This is a genomic window from Pseudoalteromonas sp. APC 3495 (genome assembly GCF_030407645.1).
GTDB classification, from domain to species: domain Bacteria; phylum Pseudomonadota; class Gammaproteobacteria; order Enterobacterales; family Alteromonadaceae; genus Pseudoalteromonas; species Pseudoalteromonas tetraodonis.
Map to the genome: position 1 here is coordinate 1 of NZ_JASDDA010000050.1, position 15367 is coordinate 15367.

General features: G+C 38.5%; 12 protein-coding genes. 3 read left to right on the plus strand and 9 right to left on the minus strand.

Features of this window, described 5'->3' with window-relative positions; genetic code table 11:
* Positions 1–91: 91 nt before the first annotated feature.
* From QL984_RS15765 to folE2, 4 genes are all read right to left on the minus strand, one after another.
* Positions 92–1054, minus strand: coding sequence for a cobalamin biosynthesis protein (locus QL984_RS15765; RefSeq protein ID WP_016900620.1), 963 nt, complete (start codon positions 1052–1054; stop codon positions 92–94).
* On the minus strand, positions 1055–1762 hold the full coding sequence (mtnN, locus tag QL984_RS15770) for a 5'-methylthioadenosine/S-adenosylhomocysteine nucleosidase (RefSeq protein ID WP_016900621.1): 708 nt from the start codon (positions 1760–1762) through the stop codon (positions 1055–1057).
* A 109-nt stretch (positions 1763–1871) separates the two neighbouring features.
* Positions 1872–2468: a DUF2726 domain-containing protein gene (locus QL984_RS15775; RefSeq protein WP_013464137.1), complete on the minus strand. Its 597-nt coding sequence runs from the start codon at positions 2466–2468 to the stop codon at positions 1872–1874.
* Positions 2469–2570: 102 nt separating this feature from the next.
* On the minus strand, positions 2571–3491 hold the full coding sequence (gene folE2, locus QL984_RS15780; RefSeq protein ID WP_016900622.1) for a GTP cyclohydrolase FolE2: 921 nt from the start codon (positions 3489–3491) through the stop codon (positions 2571–2573).
* A gap of 207 nt (positions 3492–3698) precedes the next feature.
* On the opposite strand from folE2, the gene arcB reads away from it, so the two are divergent.
* Positions 3699–6017 (plus strand): aerobic respiration two-component sensor histidine kinase ArcB, encoded by a 2319-nt coding sequence (gene arcB / locus QL984_RS15785; protein WP_036956066.1) that lies wholly within the window; start codon positions 3699–3701, stop codon positions 6015–6017.
* Positions 6018–6024: 7 nt separating this feature from the next.
* Here the strand turns inward: arcB and arcA are convergent, their stop codons facing one another.
* The 4 genes from arcA to trmB form a co-directional block, all read right to left on the minus strand.
* Positions 6025–6741, minus strand: a complete 717-nt coding sequence (gene arcA / locus QL984_RS15790; RefSeq protein WP_008110444.1) for a two-component system response regulator ArcA — start codon at positions 6739–6741, stop codon at positions 6025–6027.
* 459 nt (positions 6742–7200) lie between these two features.
* A complete protein-coding gene (locus tag QL984_RS15795) occupies positions 7201–8805 on the minus strand; it encodes an ATP-binding protein (RefSeq protein WP_033102601.1) in 1605 nt (534 codons plus the stop codon).
* A gap of 183 nt (positions 8806–8988) precedes the next feature.
* On the minus strand, positions 8989–10014 hold the full coding sequence (locus tag QL984_RS15800; RefSeq protein WP_138764109.1) for a methyltransferase: 1026 nt from the start codon (positions 10012–10014) through the stop codon (positions 8989–8991).
* Positions 10015–10050: 36 nt separating this feature from the next.
* On the minus strand, positions 10051–10776 hold the full coding sequence (gene trmB / locus QL984_RS15805; RefSeq protein ID WP_024601262.1) for a tRNA (guanosine(46)-N7)-methyltransferase TrmB: 726 nt from the start codon (positions 10774–10776) through the stop codon (positions 10051–10053).
* Between the two features lie 150 nt (positions 10777–10926).
* Between trmB and mutY the strand changes: the two genes are divergently transcribed.
* Positions 10927–11988 (plus strand): A/G-specific adenine glycosylase, encoded by a 1062-nt coding sequence (gene mutY, locus QL984_RS15810; protein WP_036956070.1) that lies wholly within the window; start codon positions 10927–10929, stop codon positions 11986–11988.
* A gap of 33 nt (positions 11989–12021) precedes the next feature.
* Entirely contained in the window at positions 12022–12294 is a 273-nt protein-coding gene (locus QL984_RS15815) for an oxidative damage protection protein (protein ID WP_013464143.1), read from the plus strand.
* A gap of 58 nt (positions 12295–12352) precedes the next feature.
* On the opposite strand, the gene QL984_RS15820 is transcribed toward QL984_RS15815, so the two are convergent.
* Positions 12353–15136 carry an ATP-binding protein gene (locus QL984_RS15820; protein ID WP_036956071.1) on the minus strand — a complete coding sequence of 928 codons (2784 nt, stop codon included), beginning with the start codon at positions 15134–15136 and terminating at the stop codon, positions 12353–12355.
* Positions 15137–15367: the final 231 nt, after the last annotated feature.

Genomic DNA, 15367 nt, shown 5'->3' on the forward strand with positions numbered 1-15367 from the left:
TCTAATATCGGATTTTGAAGCCATGGAAAGATCAGTCAAGTGATCATAAAAATATTCTTAACTGATCTGCATTAAGCTACGGCTGGTTTTTTTATGCGAACTTAAAAACGAGAACAGCCTTAATAACTTCAACGCTAATAATAATCAGAAGCCAAAAAAAGCGAGTTTGGTTAAGTGTATTGAGTAGTTGTGGTAAGTCATCGGCGTTGGGAAGACGCTCTACACCGACACGCATTTTATTAAAACGCTGTGTATTATAAATAGCAGGCCCACCAAGTTGTACCCCCAAAGATGCAGAACATACACTAAGTAACCAGCCTGTATTGGTTTGATAGAAGTGTCGGCCATAATGCTTAATATAATGCATGCTTTTTTTACTGGCCTTTAGTGAGGCAATTGTCAGCGCGAGTAAACGTATGGGAATGTACTCAACAATAAAAAGAACCAGTTTAAGCGGCATCAAAAAAGAGCTGTTTGGGGCTATATCACTTCGCCACGCCTGTTGAATTAAAGTGATTAAACGATAGGCGAGAGCGGCGACGGGGCCCAATACTAAAAATATGAAAATTACTACAAAGTAATGACGCGCCGTTCTAAGTATGACACTTTCCATAATGGCTTTAATGATCCCGGGGCTTGAAAGTGCATTAACTTCACGGGCTACTAGTGGCTTTAATAATTCGCGTGCTGTCGATTTTTGATTTTTTTTGACTAGCCTAGCTATGCGTATCGCTTTTTTATTCAGGCTACTGTTTTCTAGGCATAAATATAAAATAAGACCTGATAACAGCTCGGGGTAAAAGGCAAGCTGAAGCAGTAAAACTACAATAATAAGCACAGTACTAAGTATAAGCGTACTTGCCATTGAGGCTGCTAAATAATGATATTGCTTGGTGTCTGTTTTTTTATAAATACGCTGGCTTATAGCGCTAAAAATAGCAGAGAGTATGTGGTTAGGGTGATACCAACTTACTAAAGGTAAAAAGCGCTCAGCAAGGAGCGCACAAATAAATACAATAAAGTCCAAATGATTTTGAACAATATTATTGAGCATTTACAGCGTAACCGCCGTTAATTTCTCAAGTAAAGCTACGACCATTTTTGATGAATTTATAGAGGCTGTTTCTAAGTATTCTTCAAATGATTGCGGCGACTCTTTGCCTGCAATATCAGACATTGAGCGAATAACAACAAATGGTGTATTAAGTGCAAAACACGTTTGCGCAATTGATGCACCTTCCATCTCTACTGCTAGCATTGTAGGGAAGTCACTGCGTGCTTTTTCAATACGAACAGGGTCGCACATAAACGAGTCGCCAGTGCAAATTAAACCAACAAGGGTTTTTACTTCACTAATTTGTGCAATTGTTTGCTCGGCTGCTTCTACAAGTTTAGGGTGAGCAGTAAAACCTGCTGGCATTTGTGGTACTTGGCCAATTTCGTAACCAAACGCTGTTACATCAACATCGTGATGACGTACTTCAGATGAAATTACTACATCGCCAACGTTTAGTGATGGGTCGAATCCACCGGCAGAGCCAGTGTTAATAACACAATCTGGATTGAAGTTATCGATAAGTAATGTGGTTGCGATTGTCGAAGCGACTTTACCTATACCTGATTGCACTAAAGTGACGGTATTGCCTGCAAGCTCGCCTGTGTAAAAAGTAAAACCAGCCTTGGTTAAAACTTGTGGATTTTGCATCGCCTCGCGCAAAATTTTAACTTCTGGCTCCATTGCGCCAATAATACCAACATTCATAGTGTTAAATTCCTGAGTTTGAATACGGTGATTATACTGCAAAAAATAACGTGGGGTAAAACAAACAAAAATGCGAGCTTAAAAAGCCCGCACTTTATAAACTTATTGATTATATTTCAGCAAGGGCTGTTGATTGTGCCTTTGCTTGAGAAGGAGATAGTACCGCCGGTTTATGAACTCTAGCGCGCGTAGGTCGTGAAGGTTTAGATGCCGCTGGCTTACCTAATTTAAACATAATTGCATCGCGTACTTCGCTTGGGCGGTAGCCTGCCTTCACTTTCATACGAATATGTGGAATACCTGCGGCTTCCAATGCGCCATTAACAAACCAGTCGCGCTGTGCTTTGTGGCCATCTTTATTGGCGTTATTAACTAAGTCAACCGCAGCCACTATGGTCATTTTTTCTTTATCTACTAAAACAAAGTCGAGCTGCTTATTTTTTGCTTTAGCCATTGCCGCACGTTTAGATTTAACAGACAGGCCTTGTTTACAGTCAATCACATCGATTAGTTTAACGCGACTAACAATTTTATATTGATCGCCAACAGCGCGCTCTAATAAATTCAGAAATGCCCCTTCTACTTGGGTAAATACACTTTGCTTACGAGTAAAAGGATAAGGGTTTCCGCCGTCATCATTAAATTTTGACGCAACGACAGATGCCCCAACAACTAGCACTAATATTAATAATAAAGCGAATTCCATACGGTAACTCCATAACAACAAATTGACACTGCTTTTCTAAAGCAATTTATGTGCCCAAATAGTTGTTATGGTTGTTTTATTAACGAATGGGGATGAGCACTATTATGCTTTATAGCCGCCTTCAATACCTTTTACGGCAATCGCAACTGCATCATGAGCATGTAAAGACTCATAATGGTTAATTTGCAGGAAGTAATCGCTAAACTCTTTTGACTCTAACGTCGTTTTAATTTTTCGTGCTGCGTCTTCACAAAACATTAAATTTTGACCGTTTAAGCGAGCAAACTCTTGTTCGTCTTCACGTTTTACCGCAGCTTGTACTGGTGTTTTTAGCTCATCTTCTAGTAAGTTTATTAAGTTAACCACATCAAACTGTTCAATGTTATTTGCTAATTTAACTTTAACATTAGCAATTGAACGCTGTGAATGCGGGGTTGCTACAATGCCTTGAGTTGTTCCAAGCCACTCTAAAACTTCTGATTGAGTGAGTGTTTCTTGAGAAAACTTTTCGCTGAATGCGTTTTGAATTAATTGGCGAGCCAGTGCTGCAGAGCAGGGGCAAGTTGATGAATAAGTCACATCAACGCTGAGCTCAAAACTAATAACGCCTTGATTTATAGTGCTGGTAAGTACAATGGGATAGCTTTTCCAACCTGCTTTACCACTAAGTAATGACTTACGGCGTAGCGGCAATTCAAATTTAAATTCAATGTGTGCTTTATCACTTAAGCCTTCATGACTGGTGATAAAGGTATCTAAGGCTTGTGCTAAGGTTTGTGGATTGACCTGTTGCTCAGTTGAGAGGTGATCCAACGCTAAAAATAGTCGCGACATATGAATGCCTTTAGCATCTTCTTTGTGTAAATTAACAAAGGCGCGTGCTTTTGCATTAACGGTAACTGGAGCTAAATCAAGAGATTCAAAAATAAAAGGCAGCTCTATATCGCCCATACCTACCCAGTCTAATTTACCTGTTTGTAATGCGGCAGCCGTGTTAGCAATATCTGGCATAGTTTTTTGCATGATACGTTACTCGTTATTTGCAATATTTAAAACGCCGCATTTTACACTAAATAAAGATTTGCTGAAATGCAGCAAATAACACCAAACATGAAATTTTATTGTTTTTGTCGCACAACATGAAAATAGCTGATAGAAAATGCTAAAATTAGCTTTTAACCTTGAAAGGTCAACAGACCCTAAGCATTTAGCTAAGAGAAAAACTGATATATGACTGATTCTTCTTTGAACCCGTGGGTTCGAGTTCTTTCCAGTTCAATAACTCGTTTTGGTGAGTTTAAAACTGCTGCTATTTGCTATGCATTATTACTAACAATATCGCTGGTTTTATCAAGTATGTTTTATTACGTTGCCATAGGCGAAGTAAACTTGGTTGATATACTGGCCGTAGTATTTTTTACCTCGGTTGTTTCTCCTTTAGTTATCAGCATATTATTAAACTCTATTCGGCAACTTGATGCCTCTTATGCTTATTTAGATAGTGCCACAAAACAAGAGAAGCTTTTAAATCAAACCCTCAAAGACAATATTAACCGCTTAAATATTGAAATTGACGAACGTAAAATGGCTTTTCATGCCAAACATCGAGCAATAGAAGAGCTCAGGCGTGAAATTGCAGAGCGTAAAAAAACACAACAAGAACTCGCACAGCAAGGCATGTTACTGCGCTCAATAGTAGACTCCTCGCCGGATTTATTTTATTACCGCGATAACAACGGGGTGTTTGCCGGTTGTAATAAAATGTTTGAAGAGGTAATGGGCAAAACCAGTGGCGAACTTATTGGTAAAGCCGCAGAAGAAATATTCCCAAGCCACTTTTTATCAGAAGTACTCAGAACCGATGAGCAGGTTGAGCGTACGCACCAAGGTTTAACTATAGATGTGGAGTACTCAGTAAACGGTGAAATTAGGTGGTTTGAATTGCGTAAACTTCCCTTTATTAATGAACAAGGGGATTACATTGGTTTACTTGCGTTTGGCCGTGATATTACCAGTCGTAAAGAAGCTGCGCAGGCACTAGAAACAGCTTATAAAGATAAAGGGAAATTTATTGCCACATTAAGCCATGAGTTACGCACACCGCTTAATGGTATTGTGGGCTTAACGCGCATGCTACTGGATACCGAATTAAACAAACAGCAACGCAGTTGGTGTAATACCGTGTTTTCAAGCGCCGAAACGCTAGGTAACATATTTAACGATATTATAGATTTAGATAAAATTGACCGTGAGCAGTTAGATATTGCCGCCAACGAAATTAATGTTTCGGACTTTATCAACGATGTAGTTAACTTTGCAGGCCTTATTGCTGAGCAAAAAGAGCTTTCGTTTGAAGTGAAGCGTTCTGGCATGCTTGACATATATGCATTGCTTGACCCGACTCGTTTACGCCAAGTGGTATGGAACTTAATTAATAACGCCGTTAAGTTTACTCAACAAGGGAGCGTAATCTTAGATTGTGCCAGAGAAAACCGTGAAGATGGCCCTTGGCTTATTATTAAAATACTCGATACCGGTGAAGGTATTCCACAAGAGCAACTAACACGCATTTTTGACATGTACTATAAAGCGCCAGATCTTAAAGGCACCAATGCCATTGGTTCAGGTATTGGCTTAGCTGTCACCAAAGCGTTAGTAAGCGCAATGAAAGGCACAATAACGGTTAATAGTACCCCAGGAGAGGGCAGCTGCTTTACGGTACAAATTCCGCTGAATTTATGTAGTGCTCCTACCGAACATAGTTATGTTGGGCGTAGCTTATATATTTTATTAGTGGAGGATGTGCCACTTAATGCTGAAATTGCTACTAACCTACTAGAGCAACGTGGACACGAAGTGCTGTGGGCTGAAACGGGTGAAGATGCTTTATCGTTTGTCGAAACTGAAGATGACTTAGATTTAGTATTACTTGATATGCAGTTGCCTGATATTAATGGTGACGAAGTGGCAAGACAAATTCGCGCTCAAAGTCATTTTGATCAGCTACCAATAGTGGCATTAACGGCCAATGTACGCAGTGCTGAAGAGGAGCTTGAGGGTATATCTATTCAAGGCGCACTAGCTAAACCAATAAACACAAGCAAGTTAGATAATATGCTCGCTGAACTCTTTGGCATTAAGCAAGCGCAAACCGAGGCTCCTCAACGAGTGGTCAATCAAGCGTTATTAAATCAAATTAATACTGACTTGTTGGATGTTGAAACCATTGAAGACTTTGTAAATTCGATGGGCGTTGAAGTATTTAAACGCAGTAGCCAGTTGTTCGCAAAGCTAAATCCGCAGTACCAACAAGAGCTATTAGCTTCGTTAAACGCTGCTGATAGAGAAGAGTACAAATCGGTTGCGCACAAATTAAAAGGTGCGGCAGGTTCGGTGGGTCTTAATGATGTTCAGTTGCATGCAAAGCAAATGGAGCATGGGGCGCTGGATCAAAGTGACGAAGTGTTAGCTGTGTGGCTTGAGGAGTTAACAGATAAAATAAATGAAGGACAACAGGCCCTTCATTTATTTTTACAGCAATTAGAGTAATAACTAATTAGCTGTCGATTTTACCAATGAAACGGTAACCTTCACCATGGATGGTGCTGATTAACTCAGACGTTGAGTTGTCGCTTTCAAAGTGTTTGCGGATACGACGAATTGTTACGTCAACCGTACGGTCGTTAGCGCGAAGCTCTCGGCCAGTCATGTGCTTAATTAGTTGCTCACGGCTAAATATACGACCCGGAGAGTCAAGCATTAAACGCAGTGCTCTGTATTCGCCTTTAGGTAGACGTTTCGCGTCTCCGTTTGGAGAAGTAAGGCAACGACTGTTTTCGTCAAGTTCCCAACCGTTAAAGGTGATCACGCCATTTGTTTCAATAGCAGACTCTTCACCACCTAATGCAGTACGCGTAATTAAGTTACGAGCACGAATAGTTAATTCACGCGGGTTGAAAGGCTTAGTAATATAGTCATCAGCACCAATTTCAAGACCTAAAATACGGTCTACATCGTTGTCACGGCCTGTTAAGAAAATAAGACCAACTTTGCGTTTTTGGCGTAATTCGCGAGCTAAAATAAGCCCGTTTTTACCTGGCAGGTTGATGTCCATAACTACAAGATTGACGTCATCGTTATTTGTAAGCTTATCATGCATATCATCGCCATCAATGGCTTCAATAACTTTGTAACCTTCGGCTTCAAATAAACTAACGAGGTTTAGTCTAGTTACGTCTTCATCCTCTACGATCAGAATGACTGGCGTTTGCATTTTTAATTAACCTTTTTGGAGTGTGTTTTATTTTAAAATCGGTGTGTTCATCAAAACCGACTACTAGAATTATAGGATTATATCTAAATGTTAACAAGTAAAAACAAATTAGATAAAAACAGCTGCGCGCCCAAACCTACTTTGACGTATTATTAAAAACCGCGGCTTAATTGATACTTAACGTTGGATGTATAATTTGAATTATAAAGTCGAAGCCATTTCCCTTTAATAATTGATACATCCATCAACCACCTAAAGATACTTAAAATAATCAGACTAATTCAAAACGAAATTATATCACTTTACAATTTTTCATCAATGTATGTGATATGTTAAACACAATTAAGTTCATTAATTGTGTGAAAATACAGCATTAATGGTACAACTGTTCAATGAGTGCTGTCTTAGTATGGTCATAAAGTCGTAATTCAAGAGCAGACAACGGATTTATTTCACTTTTTAAAATAGCGTAATAATAAATCGTGCTCCTGATTGATACTCAGTATCTAACACAATCTCTCCAGCCAAAGCCTGGGTCACTAAGTTGTAAACTAAATGCATGCCTAAACCACTGGCTCCTTGACCGCGTTTTGAAGTAACAAAGGGGTCAAAAATTTTCGCTCTTATGTTGCTCTCTACACCTAGGCCGTTATCGGTGTAGGTAATTTGTGTTTTTGTGTTTGTTGCCACAATATCAATTTGCACTACATTGTCACCGCCAGCTACAAATCCGTGTAGTAGGGAGTTTAAAATTAGTTGATGGAAAACTTGCTGCAGTGGCCCTTTTTTACTTTCAACGGTTAAATCTGCTGGACAATTTATAAGAACTTTAGGATTTTTTATTCTTAATTCTTGCCCCATAGACAATAATGTATCGTTTATGAGCTGCTGTAAGTGAACGGTGCTAGTGATTTCATCATCTTTAATCACGGCCACTTTTTTAAAGTTAGAAATAAGCTCTGCGACACGGTTTAAACTACTGTAGATGAGGTCTAAGTTTTCAATGCCATCGTTAGTAAATTGCTCAAATTGACTGGCAGTCAATGACTTATTTTGAAAGTTAATTTGTAGCTCCGCGAGTTTATCCCTTAGTAAAGTAGAACCAGTGATCCCAAGCCCTATAGGGGTATTTACCTCATGAGCTACACCTGCCACCATTTGCCCTAATGAAGCCATTTTTTTGTTTTCGACAATTTGAGTTTGGTATTGGTGCATCTTTTCAAGTGTAGATAGCAACTCTTTATTTGCTTCTCTGAGCGCGATGGTTCGTTGGCTTACTTTTTCTTCAAGATTTGAGTTTAGTAGCTTAATTTCTTTTTTATCTTCTTCGTGGCGCTCTATTTGTCTTTGTGTTCGCGCCAGCATTACATTTAAGCTATTAGAAAGCCGGGTTATTTCAGTTAAGTTTGTTAAAGGCGCCCGGGCGTAGTAGTTATGATTTTTAGCTATGTTTTGCAGTAACAAGCTTAAGTTTTCTATGGGGCTGGCTATCCTTTTTTGTAGCCTTAAAATAATCAAAGAGATGAAGATAAGTATTAAAGCGATAATGGCAATATCAATTATAATTTTTTTAGTGATAAGCTTATTTAAGTTATCCAAGCTGCCCCTAATATACACATAACCCAGTAACTGATCATTATTGAGTATTGGAGTAATGTACTCAATAAACTCATCACCTACTTGGGGTTCTATAAAGTCGTTAATGCTGTCTGTTTTGATTGGTACAGGTGGCGATTTTCGGGCATTAAAACTGGTAAAAAATACTGGTTTTCTTGTTTGCTCATCTAGCGCATAAATATGTAAGTTTGTAACCGATGAGACTTGTTGAAGAAGCTTTAACCGCCTTTCTTCTGCAGGTCTATTTTTATTTAGTAATGACGGCATTGCATCAAAGGCAATGATCTCTGACACCAGCACAAGTTTACTAATCAGCTGCTTTTTTTGCTCTTGTGTACTTAAGTAAGTAGAAATAGAAAGAGATAATAGCAAACAGATGGCTGTTATAAGCATGATGGTTTTAAACAATATGCTACGAATGCTATTTTGCTCTACAGTTTTAGGCATTGCGAGAGTGTCATCCGTGTCAATTGTGAATGTAATAAATACTAGTTTAGCAAAAACAGGAAAAAGTGAAGCAAAAAGATTAGCTTAATTACACTATTTATTCTCAGTTAATCTACGTCATAAAGTAAATATGCGGCTAATATACCGCATATTTATGTTTTGATAGGGGATTAATAATAAGTTTTAGCTACTGTATACTGCAAACTTATTATTCTTAAACACCGTTTGATAACTATCAAATTGGGCTTCTAAAATAGGTGGATATTTTAAAAAGCTATTAGCAACAATAGTGAGCTTACCTGTTTTAGTTAGGTGCTGTTTGGCATTATTTAAAAACGATTCGGCCACTGTGTAGTCAGTTGCAATACCGGTATGAAATGGTGGGTTACTAATAATTAAATCAAACTTACCTGCAATGCTGTTTAAACCATCGCTCAGTACGGCTTCACCATTAACGTTATTAAGTTTAAGCGTTTGTGTTGTTGCATAGGCAGCCAGTGCGCTTACATCACTACATGTAAATGTAAGAGCCGGATTTTTTAGCCCTAAAAACGTAGCAATAAGCCCCGCGCCACAACCAAAATCAAGAACGTTACCGTGTTTTATATTTGGTGCATTTTCTAATAGCATTTTAGTGCCTGCATCAAGGCCGCCATGGTTAAACACGCCAGGAATACTTACAGCAGTAAACTCAATATCACTTACGTTTACCATAAACTCTTTGTGGTAAGTACTAATATCAAATGTTGAATTCAGGGTTATTTCTGAAAATGAATATAAAACGCAGTGTTTTGCAGAGTCAATTTTATTACTAAACGCCGTTTTATTGGCGAGTTGCTTTTCAATTGATTTTACACCGCTTTTGTTTTCGCCAACGACTAGCAGCTCAGCTTCTTTACTTATCACTGCGCGTATGTTGTCTAATGCCATTAATAGCTCGGGCTTAGACTTGGGGTAATAAAGAATTACTAAATCATATTCACCGGCGTTAATCGTGTGATTAACTTCTACATTTATACCCGATATGTTTTTAGCAAATTCACCATTTGCATGGTTATAGCTAAAAGCCGTTATTTTACTTTGTGGGTTGAGCGTTTTTAGCTCATTTAAAAAGCCATCTTGAACAAAGTTGACCACCAATATTGATTTACCTTTTAGCTCCTCGCTGTTGCGAAGTAATAATAGGCTCGGATTGGTTAATACGCTCATAAATGGCTTTACCTTACTTGATTATTTAATTAACGGTTATTTAGTACGTTCGAACATTAAATCCCATACGCCATGGCCTAAACGATGGCCACGTTGTTCAAACTTAGTCAGCGGACGTAAATCAGGACGAGGTACATAGTCGTTAGTCTCTGATTGGTTTTTGTAACCAGGTGCTGCTTGCATTACTTCAAGCATATGTTCTGCATAGTTTTCCCAATCGGTTGCCATATGAAAAACGCCGCCAATTTTTAATTTAGAACGTAGTTTTTCTGCAAACTCAGTTTGTACAATACGGCGCTTATGGTGACGCTTTTTGTGCCATGGATCAGGGAAGAACAATTGTAAGGTCGATAAGCTTTCATCACTTATACAATCTGCAAGGACTTCAACGGCGTCGTGTTCAAATACACGAAGATTAGTAACGCCTGCTTCGTCGGCATCCATTAAACACGCGCCAACGCCTGGGCGATGTACTTCTATACCGATAAAGTTAAGATGTGGTGCGTTTTTTGCCATTTCAACCAATGACTTGCCCATACCAAAGCCAATTTCTAACACTACATCATTGTCATTGCCAAATACTGCGTTTAAATCAAGCAGGCCGTTTTTATGCTCAAGCCCCATTGTTGGCCAGCATTTTTCGATTGCAGCGGCTTGGCCTTTGGTTAATCGGCCTTCGCGTTTTACAAAACTACGAATAGTGCGGATATACTTACCTTCTTGCTTAGCTTGCTCAAGGTTGTTGTTACTTGATTCACTCATATTATTGGCCTGACAAAACAATGTGTTTAAAAATGGTTGCGTATTATCCCTGACCCGCGCGGGGTTGACAAGCTCTAGGGCGTTATAGCTTGATCTTTTCAACAACTACAATAGACTGAGCCGCCATTAAGCATTAGTAAAAAAGTAAATATGTTGGATTTAAAAAAGCAGCAGTCTGATTGGTTTTCTAACCAAGTAGTTGATTGGTATCATCTCCATGGGCGCAAAACATTGCCATGGCAATTAGCTAAAACACCTTATAAAGTATGGGTGTCTGAGGTGATGCTGCAGCAAACCCAAGTTGTGACTGTTATTCCCTATTTCGAAAAGTTTATGCAAAGCTTTCCCGATATTATTGCTTTAGCAAATGCTGATGAAGATCAGGTTCTGCATCACTGGACTGGTCTAGGTTACTACGCACGCGCGCGCAACTTACATAAAACGGCCAAAATAGTGCGAGACAAATATCAAGGCCAGTTTCCCAGCACGCTTGAAGAGGTAATGGATTTACCCGGAATAGGGCGCTCTACTGCGGGTGCTGTTTTATCTTTATCTTTGGGGCAGCATCATCCTATTCTTGATGGCAATGTAAAAAGGGTGCTTGCACGATTTTTCATGGTTGAAGGTTGGTATGGCGTCAAAAAGGTAGAAAATCAGCTGTGGCATTTAAGTGAACAACTCACCCCTAAAAATAATGTGACTGAGTTTAATCAAGCTATGATGGATTTAGGGGCAAGCCTTTGTTCACGAAGTCGTTTTGACTGTGAAGCATGCCCGTTAAAAACACAATGTGGTGCTTTTAATGCGGGTAAGGTTAAAGAGTTCCCACATTCTAAACCTAAAAAAGCAGTGCCTAAAAAAAGTTGTCATCAGTTAATTATTAAACATAACGACAAAGTACTCATGGAAAAACGCCCAAGTAGTGGCATTTGGGGGGGATTATTTGGTTTTTTTGAATTTAATGAGCACAGTGAGCTCAATACTTTTTTAGCACAGCAAGGGCTAAAAAGTGAGCTTGAGATATTAGCGCCTTTTAGCCATGTGTTCTCACATTTTGAGCTAACCATAAACCCACATGTGCTCAATGTTCAGCAAATCCCTGATGTGGTGAACGACAAGCAATTAATATGGTATCCACTTGATCAATCAATAGAGGTGGGTTTAGCTGCACCGACTAAAAAGTTGGTTAAACAAATGAGCCCAATAGGTTAAACTAGCAGCATTTAGCGTTAGAGAGAATAAATCATGGCACGTACTGTATTTTGTCAAAAGTTACAAAAAGAAGCTGAAGGCCTTGGATTTCAACTTTATCCTGGGGAAATTGGCGAAAAGATTTTTAATAATATATCTAAAGAAGCATGGGGACAGTGGCAGCATAAACAAACGATGCTGATCAATGAAAAGCATTTAAATATGATGGACCCAGAACATCGTACCTTTTTAGAAGAGCAAATGGTTGGCTTTTTATTTGAAGGAAAAGAGGTTGAGATTGAAGGCTATAAGCCAGTAGAAAAATAATCGTTAAAAAAGGGCTATAAAAGCCCTTTTTTGTTGTGCATACCTATGAACAGTTTAGTTAAATCAAGTCATCTTGTTGATCGTGGTTTCTAATTTGTTCTTTTAAAAATTGTGCTGCTCTTGAATATTCAATTTCGAGCTCATCTCTCATCTCAATTAACTCATCGGCATTGATTTCATCAGCCTTACACTTATCCTCAAATGACTGCGCTAAATCAGCCACAATATTAGCCCCCACTGTTTTTGATATAGATTTCAATTGATGGCAGGCAGCTATAATTTCACTTTGACTCTTCTGTAGTACCGCAAAGTTGATTGATTTAATTTGTTCTTGGCTTTGCTCTAAATACATTTTAAAGAAGCGAATTTTTTTAGCATCATCGCCATTTATATATTTGTTGGCAGACTCCATGTTAATAGGCATGGCTGGCTTTTCAGCTGAGCTAATTTGTTTTGGCTGTTTATTATCTAAATCGCTCCATTGATTTAATATGTCCTCAAGCGCATTTAACTCAATCGGTTTAGTTATAAAGTCATTAATTCCCACAGCTAAACAGCGTTCTCTTTCGCCTTTTAAGGCATTGGCTGTTACAGCAATAATATAAGGTTGGGCGTCGATTGCTTCTAACAGTGCTGCTTCTTCTCTAATCTTTTCAACCATATCGTAGCCAGACATTTTCGGCATATGTAAATCGGTTAGGATGAGCGAATAGCTGTTTTTACGCCACATCTCTATGCCTTCCTCACCATTATTCGCTACTTCCACACTATACCCTAGTATGTGTAACTGCTCGGTAAGTACCTCTTGGTTTAGTAAGTTATCTTCTACCAATAAAACAAGCCTATTCGCAGCGAGTGCTTCTTCTGAATTTAAGTAATGATTCATGCTTTTAGCTTTTTTTATTTGCTTAGGTTTATGTAAGCCCGCCGCAACCAAAATTGAAAGCATAAAGTTAGATTTGCACAGTGGTGAAGCATTAATATAAAAAATATTTTTATGATTAATAACGGCTTCATCTAGCTTACTTAATACCACCATTTGCTGATTATTATCTTCTAGTGAGTAAAGTAAACTTCTTAGCAAAGTGCTAATGCTACTCATGTCGTCAATACCATCAACAACCCAAATAATATCCTTTGTGTCTTGATGATCTTCTATATCTTTTTGCTCATGGGCATAGGTTATTTTGGCACCCATGAATGACAAGTAACGATAAATTACCTTGCCGCGTTCAGCATTGTCACTAACAACAACAACATGTTTATTATTGAGTGTATTTTTATGAGCAAATTCAGTTTTACCTGCCGTTGAAAAAGGCAGTTCAACGGTAAACTCACTACCAATCCCCTCATGGCTTGTAACATGTATAGTACCAAGCATTAGCTCGGTTAAGCTTTTACAAATTGAAAGCCCAAGTCCTGTACCGCCAAATTCTCGGGTAATTGAGCTTTCAGCTTGAGTAAACGGGCTGAATATTTTCCTTAATTGAGACTGACTCATTCCTTTACCGTTATCAACTACACAAAAACGGAGTGTAAAATGATCGGCAGTGTTGTGTGCAACTTCAACCGATATTTTCACCCTACCTTGAGTAGAGCCGTTAGTGCTGGTAAATTTAATGGCATTGCTACATAAGTTATAAAGTACTTGGCGAACCCTGACTGAGTCGCCCATAAGGTTATTAGGAATATCCGGTGCAATTGATAAATCGAGTTCTAGGTGACGGTTTTTTGCAACAGACGATAACACCTTTGCGACTTCTTCTAGCGTATCTGCAACAGAGAAGGGAGTCGGGTCTATATTGAGCTTTCCTGCTTCAATTTTAGAAAAATCCAAAATATCATCTAAGATACTGAGTAACGAAAATGCAGATTCACGAATAATTGTACTTAAACGTTGCTGTGCACCATCAAGTTCTGTTTGACGAAGTAAATCAATGGTACCGATTACACCATTCATTGGTGTTCTTATTTCATGACTCATAGTGGCTAAAAAGGTGGTTTTAGTTTCACTGGCTTTTAGCGCTTTTTGCGTTTGTTTCTCTAACTCAAAGGTTCTGCTTTGTACTTCTGTTTCAAGGCTTGTTTGTAATTTTTTTAACTCTTTTTTTGCCGCTTGATCGTCAGCTTGAACCTTACTCACCTTTTTGAGTAATAAATTAACTTGTTGAGCTACCGTTTCTAAACCACCCTCTAGTTGCTCATTTAGGGTGCTTTGATAGTTATCATTTTGCGTAATTTCTTTTAGTTCTTGAGTAAGTGAATCTGTATTTTTATGTAATCGCTTGTTAATGTATTTATTCAACATGAATGCTAATAAAAACAGCACCACCAGTGCAGCAAAGGCTACAACATAGGCATTTAGTGGTGAGTGTTGATTTGATGGTGTAACTGAGGGCTGTGTTTGCTTAATAATAAGCTCTCCAATTATCTGCCCCTCTGATGAGATTAAATGATGAAGAGTATTTTGTTCTTTAATATGTTTATTAACAGCTAAAGGCGCAATTGCTTTACTGTTATTGCTATAAACTAACTCGGCTTGATTATTGGCATTAAAACGGTGGAGCGTATATTTATAATCATCATTGAGTAAGGTGGTCATATCGAGTAATTGCGTGACCTTGTCTTGCTCGTATATTGTTAATGCTTCTGCTAAAGGCTGATCAAGACGCTCAGCAAGTTTTGTTAACGATAAAGTAGAGGTTGGAGCAGATGCATTGTTATCAGCATTACTTTGTGAATAAAGCACAAAGGCGACTACAAATAATGCGGTTATTATAAGGTTACTAACTAAGAATAAAGGTAGTAGGCCTTTTATTGCTGAAGAGGGCTTGCTCTGCATGAGTTTTCCTGTGGTCTTATTATTAAAACGGTAAGCCTGTACCGAAAGTTATTATTCAATCGTAACACCTAAAAAAAATAATTCACTACGTTTTTTAAACTCTTTTGTTGGATAAATACACTGTATTAACGAAAATAGCCTCGAGTTGTTTGAAAACCGTTCAAACGATTATAAAGAATAAAAAAAAAGTTGACTTGTAGGGGCAAAACTCGTTTAATACGCCGCACGCCC

Excerpts from the sequence above, each read along its gene's own strand:
- arcA (WP_008110444.1), bottom strand. The coding sequence starts at position 6,741 with ATGCAAACGCCAGTCATTCTGATCGTAGAGGATGAAGACGTAACTAGA.
- QL984_RS15800 (WP_138764109.1), bottom strand. The coding sequence starts at position 10,014 with ATGAGCGTATTAACCAATCCGAGCCTATTATTACTTCGCAACAGCGAG.
- QL984_RS15795 (WP_033102601.1), bottom strand. The coding sequence starts at position 8,805 with ATGCCTAAAACTGTAGAGCAAAATAGCATTCGTAGCATATTGTTTAAA.
- trmB (WP_024601262.1), bottom strand. The coding sequence starts at position 10,776 with ATGAGTGAATCAAGTAACAACAACCTTGAGCAAGCTAAGCAAGAAGGT.
- QL984_RS15775 (WP_013464137.1), bottom strand. The coding sequence starts at position 2,468 with ATGGAATTCGCTTTATTATTAATATTAGTGCTAGTTGTTGGGGCATCT.
- folE2 (WP_016900622.1), bottom strand. The coding sequence starts at position 3,491 with ATGCAAAAAACTATGCCAGATATTGCTAACACGGCTGCCGCATTACAA.
- QL984_RS15765 (WP_016900620.1), bottom strand. The coding sequence starts at position 1,054 with ATGCTCAATAATATTGTTCAAAATCATTTGGACTTTATTGTATTTATT.
- QL984_RS15820 (WP_036956071.1), bottom strand. The coding sequence starts at position 15,136 with ATGCAGAGCAAGCCCTCTTCAGCAATAAAAGGCCTACTACCTTTATTC.
- arcB (WP_036956066.1), top strand. The coding sequence starts at position 3,699 with ATGACTGATTCTTCTTTGAACCCGTGGGTTCGAGTTCTTTCCAGTTCA.
- QL984_RS15815 (WP_013464143.1), top strand. The coding sequence starts at position 12,022 with ATGGCACGTACTGTATTTTGTCAAAAGTTACAAAAAGAAGCTGAAGGC.
- mutY (WP_036956070.1), top strand. The coding sequence starts at position 10,927 with ATGTTGGATTTAAAAAAGCAGCAGTCTGATTGGTTTTCTAACCAAGTA.
- mtnN (WP_016900621.1), bottom strand. The coding sequence starts at position 1,762 with ATGAATGTTGGTATTATTGGCGCAATGGAGCCAGAAGTTAAAATTTTG.